This window comes from Kitasatospora sp. NPDC088346 (assembly GCF_044740765.1).
Taxonomy (GTDB): Bacteria; Actinomycetota; Actinomycetes; order Streptomycetales; family Streptomycetaceae; genus Kitasatospora.
Window position 1 is genome coordinate 39248 of sequence record NZ_JBIURH010000025.1, and the last position, 14587, is coordinate 53834.

The 14587-nt window shown below is 73.5% G+C and carries 13 protein-coding genes; 9 read left to right on the forward strand and 4 right to left on the reverse strand.

What is annotated here, in order from left to right; genetic code table 11:
* The first annotated feature begins 80 nt into the window (after positions 1-80).
* Both ACIOFR_RS26830 and ACIOFR_RS26835 read left to right on the forward strand, forming a co-directional pair.
* Complete coding sequence (locus tag ACIOFR_RS26830) at positions 81-3575, forward strand: DNA polymerase III subunit alpha (protein ID WP_401001584.1); 3495 nt, start codon at positions 81-83, stop codon at positions 3573-3575.
* A complete protein-coding gene (locus tag ACIOFR_RS26835; RefSeq protein WP_401001586.1) occupies positions 3572-4579 on the forward strand; it encodes a hypothetical protein in 1008 nt (335 codons plus the stop codon). Before ACIOFR_RS26830 ends, ACIOFR_RS26835 begins: the two co-directional genes overlap by 4 nt.
* A 48-nt stretch (positions 4580-4627) precedes the next feature.
* Here ACIOFR_RS26835 and ACIOFR_RS26840 read toward each other — a convergent pair whose 3' ends face one another.
* Positions 4628-5089: a MarR family winged helix-turn-helix transcriptional regulator gene (locus ACIOFR_RS26840; RefSeq protein ID WP_401001587.1), complete on the reverse strand. Its 462-nt coding sequence runs from the start codon at positions 5087-5089 to the stop codon at positions 4628-4630.
* Positions 5090-5263: 174 nt separating this feature from the next.
* Between ACIOFR_RS26840 and ACIOFR_RS26845 the strand changes: the two genes are divergently transcribed.
* The 5 genes from ACIOFR_RS26845 (at position 5264) to ACIOFR_RS26865 (ending at position 9710) form a co-directional block, all read left to right on the forward strand.
* A complete protein-coding gene (locus ACIOFR_RS26845) occupies positions 5264-6235 on the forward strand; it encodes an alpha/beta hydrolase (protein ID WP_401001589.1) in 972 nt (323 codons plus the stop codon).
* A 175-nt stretch (positions 6236-6410) separates the two neighbouring features.
* Positions 6411-7379, forward strand: coding sequence for a helix-turn-helix domain-containing protein (locus ACIOFR_RS26850; RefSeq protein WP_401001591.1), 969 nt, complete (start codon positions 6411-6413; stop codon positions 7377-7379).
* Positions 7380-7546: 167 nt separating this feature from the next.
* Positions 7547-8101: an RICIN domain-containing protein gene (locus ACIOFR_RS26855; RefSeq protein ID WP_401001592.1), complete on the forward strand. Its 555-nt coding sequence runs from the start codon at positions 7547-7549 to the stop codon at positions 8099-8101.
* A gap of 111 nt (positions 8102-8212) precedes the next feature.
* A complete protein-coding gene (locus ACIOFR_RS26860) occupies positions 8213-8665 on the forward strand; it encodes an ester cyclase (RefSeq protein WP_401001593.1) in 453 nt (150 codons plus the stop codon).
* A gap of 10 nt (positions 8666-8675) precedes the next feature.
* On the forward strand, positions 8676-9710 hold the full coding sequence (locus tag ACIOFR_RS26865) for a LuxR C-terminal-related transcriptional regulator (RefSeq protein WP_401001595.1): 1035 nt from the start codon (positions 8676-8678) through the stop codon (positions 9708-9710).
* Between the two features lie 167 nt (positions 9711-9877).
* On the opposite strand, the gene ACIOFR_RS26870 is transcribed toward ACIOFR_RS26865, so the two are convergent.
* Positions 9878-10699, reverse strand: a complete 822-nt coding sequence (locus ACIOFR_RS26870; protein ID WP_401001596.1) for an NRDE family protein — start codon at positions 10697-10699, stop codon at positions 9878-9880.
* Positions 10700-10994: 295 nt separating this feature from the next.
* On the opposite strand from ACIOFR_RS26870, the gene ACIOFR_RS26875 reads away from it, so the two are divergent.
* Positions 10995-11519, forward strand: a complete 525-nt coding sequence (locus ACIOFR_RS26875; RefSeq protein WP_401001598.1) for a hypothetical protein — start codon at positions 10995-10997, stop codon at positions 11517-11519.
* 117 nt (positions 11520-11636) lie between these two features.
* On the opposite strand, the gene ACIOFR_RS26880 is transcribed toward ACIOFR_RS26875, so the two are convergent.
* Together ACIOFR_RS26880 and ACIOFR_RS26885 are read right to left on the reverse strand one after the other, a co-directional pair.
* The gene (locus tag ACIOFR_RS26880; RefSeq protein WP_401001599.1) at positions 11637-12743 is read right to left on the reverse strand and encodes a Gfo/Idh/MocA family protein; all 1107 of its coding nucleotides are present in this window, start codon (positions 12741-12743) and stop codon (positions 11637-11639) included.
* Positions 12728-13396, reverse strand: a complete 669-nt coding sequence (locus ACIOFR_RS26885; protein WP_401001601.1) for a ThuA domain-containing protein — start codon at positions 13394-13396, stop codon at positions 12728-12730. The genes ACIOFR_RS26880 and ACIOFR_RS26885 overlap by 16 nt, the downstream gene beginning before the upstream one ends.
* A 129-nt stretch (positions 13397-13525) precedes the next feature.
* Here ACIOFR_RS26885 and ACIOFR_RS26890 point away from each other — a divergent pair, with 129 nt between their 5' ends.
* On the forward strand, positions 13526-14551 hold the full coding sequence (locus ACIOFR_RS26890; RefSeq protein ID WP_401001603.1) for a LacI family DNA-binding transcriptional regulator: 1026 nt from the start codon (positions 13526-13528) through the stop codon (positions 14549-14551).
* The last annotated feature ends 36 nt before the right edge of the window (positions 14552-14587 follow it).

A 14587-nucleotide genomic window follows, 5' to 3' on the forward strand; every position in this document is an offset into this window, starting at 1 on the left:
AAAACCTCTATCGTGGGGAATCGGAGGCGGGGCCGACAACCGACGTCCGAGGGGGAGCGAGCAAGGGAGGCGACAGGAGCGTGTTCACGCATCTGCACGTCGCCTCGGGCTACTCCGCCCGCTACGGCGCCTCGCTGCCCGACCACCTCGTGGAGCGGGCGGCCGAACACCGTCTGGACGCGCTCGCCCTGACCGATCGCGACACCGTCGCCGGCGCGGTCCGCTTCGCCAACGCCTGCAAGCGGGCCGGGATCCGACCCGTGTTCGGCGCCGACCTCGCCGTCCCACTCCTGCCGCCACCGGCGCCGGGCCGCACGCCCGCGCGGACCGGGCCGCGCACGCCCGTACGGGGCGGGGCGACGGTGGACGAGTCCGCCCCGCGCGTCACCCTGCTCGCCCGCGACCGCACCGGCTGGGCGAACCTCTGCCGGCTGATCACCGCCGCGTGGGCGGCCCGCGCCGAGACCGGCGCCGACCGGCCGGTCGTGCCCCGCCACGCCCTGGAGCGGCACACCGAAGGCCTGACCGTCCTGCTCGGCCCCGCCTCCGAACCCGTCCGTGCACTCACCGCCGGCCGCCCCGACCGGGCCGCCGAACTGCTCACCCCGTGGCGGACGCTGTTCGGCGCCCACCTGCGCCTGGAAGCAGTCCACCACGGCCGCACCGGCACCGGCCCCGGCTCCCTGCGGCTGGCCGCCCGCACCGTCGGGCTGGCCGCCGACCTCGACCTGCTCGCCGTCCTCACCAACGCCGTCCGCTACGCCGATGCGCAGCAGGCGCAGGTCGCCGACGTGCTGGACTCGGCGCGGCTGCTGATCCCGGTGCCGGTGGGTTCGGCCTGCACCGGCCGGCGGGACCTGAGGAGCGCACGCGAGATGGCCGCGCTGGCCGACGAGGTGGCCACCGCGGCCGGCCAGGAGCACGGGGGAGCGGCGCACCTGCTGGCCACCACCGCACGCACGGCGAACGACTGCCGGCTGGACCCGGAGTCCGATCTCGGCATCGGCCGGGTCCACTTCCCCGAGGAGCGCGTCGTCGGGGTCGCGCCCGGCACCTCCGCCCGGGTCCTGCGCGAGCGGTGCGAGGCCGGCATGGTCCGCCGCGGCTACGACCGCAGCCCCACCATGCGCGGCCGCCTGGAGGAGGAGCTCCGCACCGTCCAGACGCTGGGCTGGCCGACTTACTTCCTGACGGTCGCCCAAGTCGTAGACGACGTACGAGAGATGGGCATCCGCCTCCAGGCACGCGGCTCGGGGGCCGGCTCCCTGGTGGTCCACCTGCTCGGCCTCAGCTTCGCCAACCCGCTGGATCACGAGCTGGTCATGGAACGCTTCCTCAACCTGCGCCGCCGCTCCCTGCCCGACATCGACATCGACGTCGAGAGCGCGCGCCGCCTGGACGTCTACCGCCGCATCATCACCCGCTACGGCACCGAGCGGGTGTGCGCCCTCTCCATGCCCGAGACGTACCGCGCCCGCCACGCCATCCGCGACACCGGCCTCGCACTCGGCCTGCCGCCGGACGAGGTCGGCCGGCTGGCCAAGGCCTTCCCGCACATCACCGCCCGCTCCATCACCACCGCCCTCGCCGAACTCCCCGAGCTGCGCGGCCTGGCCCGGCACGCAGAGCGCTACGGCCGGCTCTTCACCCTCGCCGAAGGCCTCGACGCGCTCCCGCGCGGCACCGCCATGCACCCCTGCGGCGTGATCCTCTCCGACGACACCCTGCTCGCCCGCACCCCGGTCGTGCCGACCCCGACCGAGGGCTTCCCGGCGATGCAGTTCGACAAGGAGGACGTCGAGATCGACGGCCTGGGGCTGCTCAAGCTCGACGTCCTCGGCGTCCGCATGCAGTCCTCGATGGCCTACGCCGTCCAGGAGATCGACCGCACCACCGGCCGGCGGATCGACCTGGACGACCGGGCCACCGTGCCACTCGACGACCCGAAGGCCTTCGAACTGCTGCGCAGCGGCCAGAACCTGGGCGTCTTCCAGCTGGAGTCACCCGGCCAGCTCGACCTCGCCGGACGGCTCCAGCCGGAGACCTTCGAGGACCTGGTCGCCGAGATCAGCCTCTTCCGGCCGGGCCCGGTCCAGGCCGACATGATCCGCCCCTTCCTGCTCGGCCGGCACGGCCGACGCCCCGTCCGCTACCCGCACCCCGACCTCGAACCCGCACTGCGCTCGACCTACGGCGTGGTCATCTTCAACGAGCAACTGATCAAGGTGTTCGCGACGATGACGCGTTCGGACCTGGCGATGGGGGAGGAGGCCCGGCGCGCGCTCGCGAAGCCGGAGCGGCGGCCGAGGCTGGAGGCCTGGTACCGGGAGCGGGCCACGAGGGCCGGCTACCGCCGGGCCGTGGTCGACGAGGTCTGGAAGATGATCGAGAACATGGGCGCGTACGGCTTCGCCAAGTCCCACGCTGTCGCGTTCGCCCTGCCCACGCTCCAGTCCGCCTGGCTCAAGGCGCACTACCCGGCCGCGTTCTACTGCGGCCTCCTGGAGCACGACCCCGGCATGTACCCCAAGCGCCTGGTCCTCGCCGACGCCCGGCGCCGCGGCGTGCCGGTCCTGCCCGTCGACGTCCAGCACTCCGCCGCCACCTACCGCACCGAGCTGCTCCCCGACGGGCGCCTCGGCCTGCGGGTCTCCCTCGCGGACGTCCACGGCATCACCACCGAGACCGCCGAACGCATCGCCACCGAGCACCCGTACACCGACGTCCCCGACTTCTGGAACCGCGCCCGCCCCACCCTGCCGATCGCCGAACGCCTCGCCCGCATCGGTGCCCTGGACGCCATCGCCCACGGTGCCCACCGGCGCGAGCTGCTCCTGCAACTCGACGAACTCCACCGCCAGCACCGCACCGCCCGGATCCCGGCTCAGCTGCTCCTCGCCCCGCCGACCGCCCCGGCCCCGGGCCGGACCGGCCTGCCCGCCATGACGGCGGCGGGCGAGATGCAGGCCGAACTGGACGTCATCGGCATGGACGCCACCCGCCACCTCATGGAACCGTTCCACCCGCTGCTCGCCGAGCTCGGCGTCACGCCCGCGCACCGGCTGAGGGACCACCGGACCGGGGAGACCGTGCTGGTCGCCGGAGCGAAGGTCGCCATCCAGACCCCGCCGATGCGCTCCGGCCGGCGCACGATCTTCGTCTCCCTCGACGACGGCAGCCAGGGCCACCAGGGCCAGGTCGACCTGACCTTCTTCGACGACACCCACGAGCAGGCGGCCGGCACGCTCTTCCACCGGTTCCTGATCCTGGCCCGCGGCACGGTCTCCCACCGCGGCAGATCGGTGACCGTCATCGGCACCCTCGCCTGGGACCTCAAGGAGGTCGCCGAGGCCCACGCCACCGGCGGCACCGCCGCCGTCCGAGCGCTGCTGGCCCGACATCCGCACCCGGCGCAGCCGTTCGACCCCGACCACGGGGACGCGCCCGACCGCGGTGACGCCCCCGACCACGGGGAGGCGCCCGACCGCGGTGGCGCCCCCGCGCGCGGTGACGGCGGACGCCGTGGAACGGGCGCCGGACGGCTGTGGCACGCGAGCCCCGGGAGCGCCGGATGACCGCCACCACCGACCGGACGATCCTCCACCTGCGCCTGCACCGCCCGCCGATGGCCCTGTACGGCGAGCTGTTCACCGTGCTCGGCGACATCACCCCCGTCGTCCAGGCCCTGCCCCCGGACAGTGCCGTCCTCGACGTCACCGGCGCCCTCGCCTACTTCCGGCGCGACCCGGCCGGCCTGGCCGACCTGCTCGCCACCCGCCTGCTCGCCCGCTACGGCCTGCTCGCGGCGATCGGCGCCGGCCCCACCCGCCTGCACGCCCAGCTCGCCGCCGACACCTGCGCCCCCGGCCAGGCCCGGGTCCTCGCCGCCGGTGCACCGGACACCGAGCGTTTCCTGCGCTCCCGCCCCGTCGAGGCGCTGCCCGGCATCGGCCCGAAGCTCGCCCGCACCACGCTCCGGTACGGCGTCACCACCATCGGGGAACTCGCCGACCTGCCGTTGCCCACCGTCCAGCGCATCGCCGGTGCCGCGGCCGGCCGCCTCCTGCACGAGCGCGCCCACGGCGTCGATCCGCGCACCGTCGCCCCCGGTGGACCGCCGGCCGGCATCAGCGTCAGGCGCCGCTTCGACGCGGACGTGCTCGACCCCGAGATCCAGCGACGGAGCCTGCTCGCCCTCGCCACCGACCTCGGTGCCCGCCTCCGCGACTCCCGGCAGACCGCCCGCGCCCTGGAGCTCACCGTCACCTACGCCGACCGCTCCACCACCACCCGATCCCGGACCCTGGGCGAACCCACCGCCCACACCCCCACCCTGCGCGAGACCCTCTACGCCATCCATGCCGGGCTCGGCCTGCAACGTGCCCGTGTGCGGGCGCTCACCGTCCGCGGCGGCGGCCTCGCCGCGAGCGCCGACGGCTACGTCCAGCTCACCTTCGACCGCGCCGTGGAGGACCGTCGCCGCCTGGAACCCGTCCTCGACAAGGCCAACGGCCGCTACGGCACCACCGCCGTCCGTCCGGCGTCCCTGCTGGGGCGCCGTCCGGCGTCGACGCGCTGAACCGCCCCGGATCCAGGTCGCGCGGACAGCGGCCCGGCCGGGCGGTGGCTACGCGGGGGCGGAGACGTTGGTGGTCAGCAGCCGGAGCAGGGCGCGGGCCTGCTCGAACTGGGGCGGCGTCAGGCCCATCGCCGTGCCCATCGCGGCGGGCACGGTCCTGGCCCGGGTGTGCAGGTCCCGGCCCTGGTCGGTGAGGGTCACCAGGACGGTCCGCTCGTCGTCGGGCCGGCGCTCGCGGCGGACCAGGCCGGCGCTCTCCAGACGCTTGATCAGCGGGGTGAGCGTCCCGTAGTCGAGTTGCAGTGCCGAGCCGATGTCCTTGATCGGGACGGTGTCGTCCTGCCACAGCACCAGCAGCACCAGGTACTGGGGGTAGGTCAGCCCGAGCGGCTCCAGGAGCGGCCGGTAGCGGGTGGTCACCGCGCGCGAGGCCGCGTACAGGGCGAAGCAGAGCTGGTCGTCCACGAGGGGGGAGAACTCCTGTTCGGGGGAGCTCATCTGGCCGTTCATCGGTTCCTCCTCCTCGCCCCGCGGGCACGAGCGCGTTCGCACGGTGCGCGCCCCCGAGAGTAGACCGCCAATGGCGCGATTTCAACGCCAGCGATTACCTTGCGCACAATGTAATCGCGCCATAGTCTTCTCTCCGGGCACCGAGCCCGCCCCGCCTGGAGTGAGGAGACCGTCATGTCCGACCGCGCCCCCGCCGTCGCCCCGGTTCTGGAAGCCGCCGCGACCGAGTTCGCCGCCGCCACCGCCAACCCGCCCTACCTCTTCGACCTCACGCCGGCCGAGGGCCGCAAGGCCGTCGACGAGGTCCAGGCCGGCGAGATCGACAAGCCCGCGATCGACGAGGAGTGGGTCACCGTCCAGGGCGGCCCGACCGGCAGCGTCCGGGCCCGCATCGTCAAGCCGGCCGGCACCACCGGCACCCTGCCCGTGATCGTCTACATCCACGGTGCGGGCTGGGTGTTCGGCAACGCGCACACCCACGACCGGCTCGTCCGCGAGCTGGCGGTGGGGGCGGGCGCCGCGGTGGTGTTCCCCGAGTACGACCTCTCGCCCGAGCACCGCTACCCCGTGGCGATCGAGCAGAACTACGCCGTCGCCCGCTGGGTGGTCACCGACGGCGCCGACCACGGACTGGACGCGACCCGGATCGCGGTGGCGGGCGACTCCGTCGGCGGGAACATGACCGCCGCCCTCACCCTGATGGCCAAGGAGCGCGGCGACCTGCCGCTGGTCCAGCAGGTGCTGTTCTACCCGGTCACCGACGCCGCCTTCGACACGCCGTCCTACCACCAGTTCGCCAGCGGCTACTTCCTGCGGCGCGACGGCATGCAGTGGTTCTGGGACCAGTACACCACCGACCCGGCGCAGCGCGCCGAGATCACCGCCTCCCCGCTGCGCGCCACCTCCGAGCAGCTGACCGGGCTGCCGCCGGCGCTCGTCATCACCGCCGAGGCCGACGTCCTGCGGGACGAGGGCGAGGCCTACGCCGGCAAGCTCCGCGCCGCCGGCGTGCCCGTCATCGCCACCCGCTACCAGGGCATCATCCACGACTTCGTGATGCTGAACGCCCTGCGCGACACCCAGGCCGCCGGGGCCGCCATCACCCAGGCCGTCGGAGTCCTGCGCGAGGCACTCGGCACCCTCTGAGCACCCACCCCCTGCGGGCGGCCCCAAGCCCGGGCTCCGGGCCGCCCGCAGGGAGGGCGCGGCCGGACGACCGCCCGCTCGTCGCGATCGTGCCGGCCCGCGCGTTTGGACGGGATTCCATCGGCCATCTACAGAAGCGAGCACTGACGGTCCGAACGTCCACGAGGGATGCCGTATGTCGATTTCGCTGTCTTCTGCCGATGTGCCGCGAGAAGAACGGTTTGACTGGTTCGCGGATCTCGTCGGGCGCGCCCTCTCGCCCACGGAAATCACCTACGAACGGTCACGTGACTTCTCGGCCGACGCCTCGGTGTTCGACTACGGGCCGGTACAACTGGCGGATTTCCGCTACGCCCCGCTCCGATCGCGCCGGACATCGGGCCTCATCAGGCGGGGAGATCCGGAGCAGTACCATCTGGCGCTGGTGACCGGAGGCCCCATGTGGATCAACCAGCTCGGGACGGAATCGGGCCTGGTGACCGGCGGCATGGTGCTCTGGGACACCTCGCGCACCTACGAGGCCGGAGCCGGGGACGGCGATGACCCGGTGCGGGCGACGATTCTGCAGATACCCAAGCGGACGGTGCACCGCACGGTGTCCAACAGGATCGACCGGATGCTGGCCCGCCCGATTCCGGCGGACTGCGGCATCGCAGCGGTACTCGCCCGCTACATGTCCTCGCTGGCCGAACACGGCGACGAGATGGCAGCGGACGACCGGGCACGCCTGGGCCGAATCGCCGCGGACCTCTTCGGCTCACTCCTCGCGCAGCACCTCGACACCGCCGCGCACGTACCGCCCGAGTCACGGACGGCCATCCTGCGGGAGCAGATCATCTGTTTCATCAACACCAATCTCGGCGACCCCGACCTGAACCCCCGGACAGTCGCCGCGCAGCACAACATCTCGCTGCGCCGCCTCCACCAACTCTTCGAGGACCAGGACGAGAGCGTCGCCGGGGCCATTCGTAGCCGCCGGCTCGGAAAATGCCACGCGGACCTGGCCGACCCCGGGCTTCGCCACCTTCCCGTCCACGCCATTGCGGCCCGGTGGGGATTCACCGGCGCCACCGCTTTCAACCGAACCTTCCGCCAGGCCTACGGCATCGCCCCCACGCACCTGCGCCGGCGGTCCGGGGAGTAAAGGCTGCACGGAAGGTCGAGAATGTCTGCGCGGACGGTCGAACGCCGCTCCGCGACAGTACATATGCTCCGTTTCGGGGGACGGCGGCAGCCCTCCTCCTGCCCGCGGAAAGTGCGGGCACCGGAACACTGGTTGGGGGATGCATGCTCAAGAATTCGGGTAGCGGATTGCGGAAGTTCGGATCCGCGGTCGCCGCGGCAGCCCTTGCGGGCGCCGCCCTGGCCGGGACCGCAGGCTCCGCCGCCGCCGCAGAGAACCGGGACACGTCGATCACCTCGATGACCCGGGTGACGTCCGTCGGCGATCAGAAGTCCGCCGCCGTGCAGGTTTCCGGAGCGAACCTGCACAACGTGAACAGTGGCAAGTGCCTGGTCGTCCAGGGGACGGCGAACAACAGTGGCGCCTTCCAGTACGACTGCGGGAACTTCGCCGACCAGTACTGGACCTTGGTGCCGAACTCCTCCGGCACCCTGTTCCACCTGAGGAACTCGAACAGTGGCAAGTGCCTCGTCGTCCAGGGGACGGCGAACAACAGTGGCGGCTTCCAGTACGACTGCCTGAACTTCAACGACCAGCTCTGGGCCGTCTACGTCGACTCCGCCAGTCACCTCCGATTCCAGAACGCGAACAGCGGCAAGTGCCTGGTCGTCCAGGGGACGGCGAACAACAGTGGCGCCTTCCAGTACGACTGCCTGAACTACGCGGACCAGCTCTGGTGGTGACACCTGCTCTCCGGTGATGCGCGCCCCACCGCGCGTGCCGGACGCGGGACCCGCGAGAAACCCCAGCTTCTTGGGGTACCGGGGGCCGGGGCGGTGTCGAAGACTTTGGTCATGGACACCATGAAGAAGACCCGAACCGCAGACAACCGAGAGATCGTGCGTGCCTTCATCGACGCACTGTTCACCGAGGGCGACCTCGCGGCGGTCGACGAGTACCTCGCCGAGGACTTCCTCGACCACGACCCGCCCGTCGGCTCCGACGCCAGCCGTGAGGGCATGCGCACGGCCGCTGCCCTGTTCCGCGGTGCCTTCCCGGACTGGCACTCCACGCCCGACTTCCTCGTCGCCGAGAACGACATGGTCGTGGAACACTTCAGCGCCACCGGGACCCAGCTCGGCGAGATCTTCGGGGCGCCGGCCACCGGGCGCACGGTCACGCTCCGTGGGATCAACGTCTTCCGGGTCCGGGAGGGCCGCATCGTCGAGCGCTGGGGCCGGCTCGACGACCTGGGGCTGCTGCGCCAGCTCGGGCTCGCCCAGGGCCCGGGGGGTGGTCGGGAGTAGAGTCGTGTCCGTGGCAGGTGCGGCCGTGGAACGCCGACTCGCCGACATCGAACGACGGTGCCGCGGCGGGCTGGACAGCGCGACGCTGGGCACGGAGATCGTTGGCCGTCTTCGCCGGGTGGTCCCGGCGGAGGCGGCCTTCTTCGCGACCGTCGATCCGGTGACCCTGCTGTTCACCTCGGCGACCGCCGACGACCCACTCGGTCCCGCGACGGCGCTGTTCCTCGACAACGAGTTCGGGCGGGCGGACGTCAACAAGTTCGCGGGCCTCGCCCGGGCGGCGGATCCGGTCGGCTCGTTGGACCGGGCCACCGAGGGCAGCCGGGCGGACAGCGCCCGCTACCGGGAGATCATGGCCCCGCTCGGGCTCGGCGACGAACTGCGTGCCGCGCTGGTCACCGGGCACCGCTGCTGGGGCGTGCTCTGCCTGCACCGGGAGGCCGCCTCCTCGGGCTTCACCGGTGAGGAAGTCGCCCTGGTCCGACGCGTCGCTCCGGTCCTGGCGACCGCTCTGCGCACGGCGGTGACCGCAGCACCGCCTGCGAAGGACACCGCCGGCCCGGACGGCGTCGGTCTCATCCTGCTCGACTCCGCTCTCAGGACCGTGTCCATGAGCCCCGAAGCCGAGCAGTGGCTGACCGACTTCCCCGACGGGGACCGGCAGGATGCGGGCCTGCTCCCGGTCAGCGTGCTCGCGGCCGCCGCCGGCCCGGTGCCCTCGACCGTCCGCGTCCGCGGACGCTCGGGCCGGTGGCTCGCTCTGCACACCAGCCGCCTGGGCCCGCAGATCGGCGTGGTGGTGGAACCGGCCCGACCGGCGGAACTCGGAGCGGTCCTGCTCAGCGCCCATGGGCTCACCGACGCCCAGACCCGGGTCGCAGCCCTGGTCATCCGGGGACACTCCACCCGCCAGCTGGTCGACGAGCTCCACATCTCCGCCAACACCGTGCAGGAACACCTGACCGCCGTCTTCGACAAGTTCGGTGTCCGGAGCCGCCGCGAGCTCGTCGCCGTGGTGCTGGCGGACATGTCGGGGTTCGCCTAGGGATTGTCAGGCAAGCCCTAGGGATCCGGGCCGGGCCGGAGCGATGCCGACGGGCGGGTCGAACGGTGTCACACCGTACTCCTGCCCGGTCGGGACGTGTCCCGACCGGCGCGGACAGTCGCCGGTCGCACCGTGCGCGGGCGGTGGAAGGCCGTGCCGGGCACAGGTCAGGAGGTGGGCGGGCGGGTGTCCACGGGGTACCAGGCGGCGTTGCCCGGCGCGGGGTTGAAGTCGTAGCGGATCCCGGTCCGGCCGAGTCCGACCAGGGCCAGTGAGGTGGTGGCCCAGATGCGGCCGTCGCCGAAGTCGCGGTGCTGGACGAGTGCGGCCGGGGCGGTACGGTCCAGCCCGTCGCCGTCGGCGATCGGCGGCCATTGCGCCCACGCCTCGGCGGTCGGCATGCCGACGCCATCGGTGGGGGTGGGGGTGGTCGGCGGCTCGGGCCGTCGGACGGCGGCCAGCCGGGGGCGGAAGTGCGCCAGCCGGGCGGCCATCATCCGGGAGGCCTGCTCGGAGGAGGTCCGGTGCGAGGCGCGGCCCTCCATCCCGTCGTTGATGACGGCGTGCAGGCCCGGCTCCAGCGCCTGGCGGGTGAGTTCGGTGCCGCTCCATCCCAGCGAGGTCACCGCGTCCGGCCCGGCGGTGATCAGGTGGAACGGGTCGTAGCGGGTCCAGTCCCGGTCGGTGAGGTCGTCGCCCGCCGCGGCCAGCAGCGGGAGTTCACCGCGCGAGAGCCGGCGGTCCGGGTCGGCGGGGAGCCCGAACCCGTTGAGGACGCACGCCAGCCGGGGGACGCGGCCGGCGCCGCCCGGGTCGGCGGCCAGCCAGGTGCCGCCCGCCAGCAGGTCGAGGCCGCCCAGCAGCCGCGGGTACCGCGGCCAGTGCCGGGCGGGAGGCAGCCAGGCCCGGTCGGCGTACTCGTCCCGGGCGGCGAGGACGAGGACCGGCACCGGCGACCCGGGATCGAAGCTGACGAACACGGTGCACACGGCGCATCCCCTCTCTCCGGCGGTCCTGACGCCCCGTCAAGCGGCGCTGCGTGCGGAGCCGTCGGCCGTGCGGCGGCCTCTGCCGACGAGCCTACGCTGCGCCCGGTCCGGCGTCCCGGGCAGCCCGCGCGGCGTCCCGCCCGGCCCGGTCGGGCACCTCGGCCGTCGGCCTCCGGACACCCGAAGGTAAAAGATGTGCAAAGTCGCGCGATGGTTCGCCGGAATGTCCCTCTTCCCCTATGAGCGCGCGGCCGCACCGGTCGTCCGTCGTCCGTACCGAACCCAGGATGGTCCAGTGAACGATCTGCCCATATCGTCCCTCCGTGCACTGCCGGACGGGAACGCCGAGCTCCGCGTCGTCCTCACCCTCAGCTGGAACGACGTCGCCTCGCTCGGACGGGAGGCCGGCAGGCTGGCCACCCACCTGCAGCGCGCCGTCAGCCTCGACGAGGCCGCCAGCCACGCACTGAGCGCCCGGGCGGAATCCGCCGCGCTCGCCCGCCCCCGGGGCAACCCGGCCCTGGAGCAGCCCGCCGCGGCCGTCGCCCCGCAGGTGGAACAGGCCAGGCAGAGCGCCGAGCTGATGATGCGACCGGCCGCCTCCACGGCTCCCGCGAACGGGACGGCACCCGTGCCGACGGCCCTGCCCGACGCGGCCCCCGCCCCGACCCGGCCGACCCCGGTGGCCGCGGCCCCGGCACCGGCCGCCTCCTCTGGCCTGGCCTCCGGAGCGGCACCCACGGCCACCGCCCGGCCCGACGTGCCTCCTGCGGCGAGTCGGCCGGCCTCGGTGGCGTCCGCCGCGGCGCCGGCGGCCTGACCGCTCCGTGCGGCGGCCCGGCGCCCGTCCCGACGCCGGAGCCGCCGCACCCGTAGGGGGCATCACCGACGGGGGCGCCCCACCACTCCACCCGCCCGAGCCGGACCGCTGTGCCCGTCAGCCGGCGCCGAACGCCCGGTGGTCGAGCGGCACCAGCGGCGGTACGTCGCACCGGCTCGTCACGTCGAGCGTCGTGCGCTCGGCGGCCGCCGCCAGCAGCGTGTGGGAGCAGTCCAGCACGTGGTAGGCCAGCTCGGCGGAGGCCCGGTGCGGCCTGGCCCCTTCGATCGCCTCGGCCATCTCCGCGAGACCGTAGCCGCGGCCCGCCCCGACGTACCCCGCGGTGGGCCCGAAGACCGTCCAGTCCGTCAGGTCGGCGGTCGTCCGGACCGCGCAGTCGCCGTCGAAGCCGTTCGGGTCCGGGACGACGAGCGATCCCGCCGTGCCGTGGACCTCGATCGTCGACGCCCGGGAGGCCAGTACGTCGAAGCTCATGACCAGGGTCGTCAGCGCGCCGCTCTCGTGCTGGAGGATCCCGGTGACGTGGGTGTCGACCCGGGTCTCGAACGTGGTGCCCGCACGTGCCCCCGTGGCGATCGTCCGCAACGGCCGGAACCGGCCGGCCGCGGCCATGACCGACGTCACCGGCCCGAGCAGGTGGACGAGGGCCGACAGGTAGTACGGTCCCATGTCGAGCAGGGGCCCACCGCCGGGCAGGTAGTAGAACTCGGGGTCGGGGTGCCAGCGTTCGTGGCCGAAGCCCACCATGACCGCCGTCGCCGAGGTCGGTACGCCGATCACCCCGTCCTCGACGATGCTGCGTGCGGTCTGGATTCCCGTGCCCAGCACCGTGTCCGGCGCGCAGCCGACCCGCAGCCGGGCCCGCTCGGCGGCCCGGAGCACCTCGCGGGCCCCGGCGGTGCTCGCCGCCAGCGGCTTCTCCCCGTACACGTGCTTGCCCGCGGCGATCGCCGCGAGCGCGACCTCGGCGTGGGCCTCGGGCGGGGTGACGTTCAGGACGACGTCGATGCCGTCGTCGGCCAGCAGTTCGTCCAGCGTGGCCGCCCGGGATCCGGGTGCCTGCCGCGCCGCGGCGAGGGCGCGGCCGGGGTCGCGGTCGGCCACCGCGCGGACCCGCACGTTCCCGAGGGCGTCGAGCGTGCGCAGGTACTGGCCGCTGATGTTCCCGGCGCCGACCACGCCGACGTTCATCGGCTCGCCCACAGCAGGCCCCTCTCGATGACGGTACGGATCTGGGGCACGTCGAGTGTGGGCAGCCGGTGGCCCGGGGTGCAGACGAAGATCCGCCCCGCGCCCCACCTGCGGGTCCAGACGGCGGGGAAGGTGACCGGCGTGTGCCACGGATCGCCGTCACGGGACGGCACGGTCGTCGTGGCCAGCACCTCGATGCGGGGGTCGGTCGCCACCCAGTACTGCTCGTCCTCGACGGTGAACGCCGGGGGCAGGCCCCTGACGATCTCGTGGTCGGCCCGGGCGGGCACCACCTCGACGGTGTGCTCGTGGACGCCGCCCGGATGGGCCGCGAACTGCGCGCCGACGAGCTGGAGGTAGGCCGGGGACGAGCGGAAGGAGTCGACGATGCCGCCGTGCCATCCGGCGAACCCCGTGCCGGCCTCGACCGCCGTCCGCAGGCCGTCCACCTGGCCCTCGTCCGGTGAGCCCATCGTCCAGCACTGCAGGACGAGGTCCGTGCGGGCCATCAGCGCCGTGTCCGTGTAGGCGTCCAGGCTCTCGGACACCACGACCTCGAACCCCTGCTCGCGGAGGAACGGGATGAAGCGCTCGGTGGCCTCCGTGGGGGCGTGGCCGTCCCAGCCCCCTCGCACGACCACCGCCCGTCTCGCCGTACCGGCCATGGGACACCTCCCGATGTTGCGCAACTCCTGTGCGCCGAACCGCGACTTCCGGTCATGCTATCGAGGCCAGACGGGCGGAACCAGCGGCAGTAGTTGCGCAACATGGCGGCGTCGCCGCATCCTGGGCGGATGACACCACGAACCTGGCGCAGACCACCGGGATCACCGACCCTCACCCAGATCGCCCGAGCCGCGGGCGTACCCGTTCCGGCGGTGTCGAAGGTGCTGAACGGCCGCAGCGACGTCTCCTCCGCGGTGCGCGAGTCGGTGTCCGCCCTGCTGCGGGAGGCCGGATACGCGGCGGTGGACTCCGAGGGCCCGGGCCCGGGCCGTCTCGTCGAACTGGTGGTGTCCGGCGTCGAGGGCACCTGGGCCAACGTCATGCTGTCCGGAATCGAGGGAGCGGTCTCGAAGACCGGCCGTGACGTGGTCGTCGTGGTGGCCCGCGAGTCGGAGCCGTCCGGTCCCGACTGGGTCCAGCGGCTGATCGACCGGGGCAGCAGGGGCGCCGTCCTCGCCCTGGTCACGCCGACGGCCGCACAACACCGCCGACTGGCCGCGGCCGGTGTCCACCTCGTCGCCCTCGACCCGGACCGACCGCCGCCCGACGACGTTCCCACCGTGGGCGCGACGAACTGGACCGGCGGGCGGCAGGCCGCCGAACACCTCATCGCCCTGGGACACACCCGCATCGCCGCCGTCGGCGGCGCACCCCACCACCACTACGGCCAGGCACGCCTCGACGGATTCCGGTCGGCCCTCGCGGCCCACGGGCTGCGTGGCGCGGCCGAGTTGGAGCGGCACGGACACTGGTCCCGCACGCGGGCCGCCGACGCCGTACGGGAACTCCTGGCCCTCCCCGAGCCGCCGACGGCGGTCTTCGCGTGCTCGGACCACATGGCGCTGGGCGTCTTCGACGTCGCGGCCGAGCGGGGGATCCGGATCCCGTACGACCTCAGCGTCGTCGGGTTCGACGACCTGCCGGAAGCACACCGGCTCGGCCCGGACCTGACGACGGTCCGCCAACCGGTGCGCGAGATGGCCGGGCTCGCGGCCGACATGCTGCTGCGGCTGATGGCCGGCGAACCGGTCCGGGCACCCCGCATCGAGCTCGAAACCCGGCTGATCGAGCGCGGGAGCACGTCGCCCGTCTGACCCCACCGGGCCGCCCCGGGAACGTCCGCACGTCAG

What these genes read in the sequence shown, in the direction of transcription:
- ACIOFR_RS26890 (WP_401001603.1), top strand. Translation starts at nt 13,526, where the DNA reads ATGACACCACGAACCTGGCGCAGACCACCGGGATCACCGACCCTCACC.
- ACIOFR_RS26840 (WP_401001587.1), bottom strand. Translation starts at nt 5,089, where the DNA reads ATGAACGGCCAGATGAGCTCCCCCGAACAGGAGTTCTCCCCCCTCGTG.
- ACIOFR_RS26850 (WP_401001591.1), top strand. Translation starts at nt 6,411, where the DNA reads ATGTCGATTTCGCTGTCTTCTGCCGATGTGCCGCGAGAAGAACGGTTT.
- ACIOFR_RS26835 (WP_401001586.1), top strand. Translation starts at nt 3,572, where the DNA reads ATGACCGCCACCACCGACCGGACGATCCTCCACCTGCGCCTGCACCGC.
- ACIOFR_RS26885 (WP_401001601.1), bottom strand. Translation starts at nt 13,396, where the DNA reads ATGGCCGGTACGGCGAGACGGGCGGTGGTCGTGCGAGGGGGCTGGGAC.
- ACIOFR_RS26860 (WP_401001593.1), top strand. Translation starts at nt 8,213, where the DNA reads ATGGACACCATGAAGAAGACCCGAACCGCAGACAACCGAGAGATCGTG.
- ACIOFR_RS26845 (WP_401001589.1), top strand. Translation starts at nt 5,264, where the DNA reads ATGTCCGACCGCGCCCCCGCCGTCGCCCCGGTTCTGGAAGCCGCCGCG.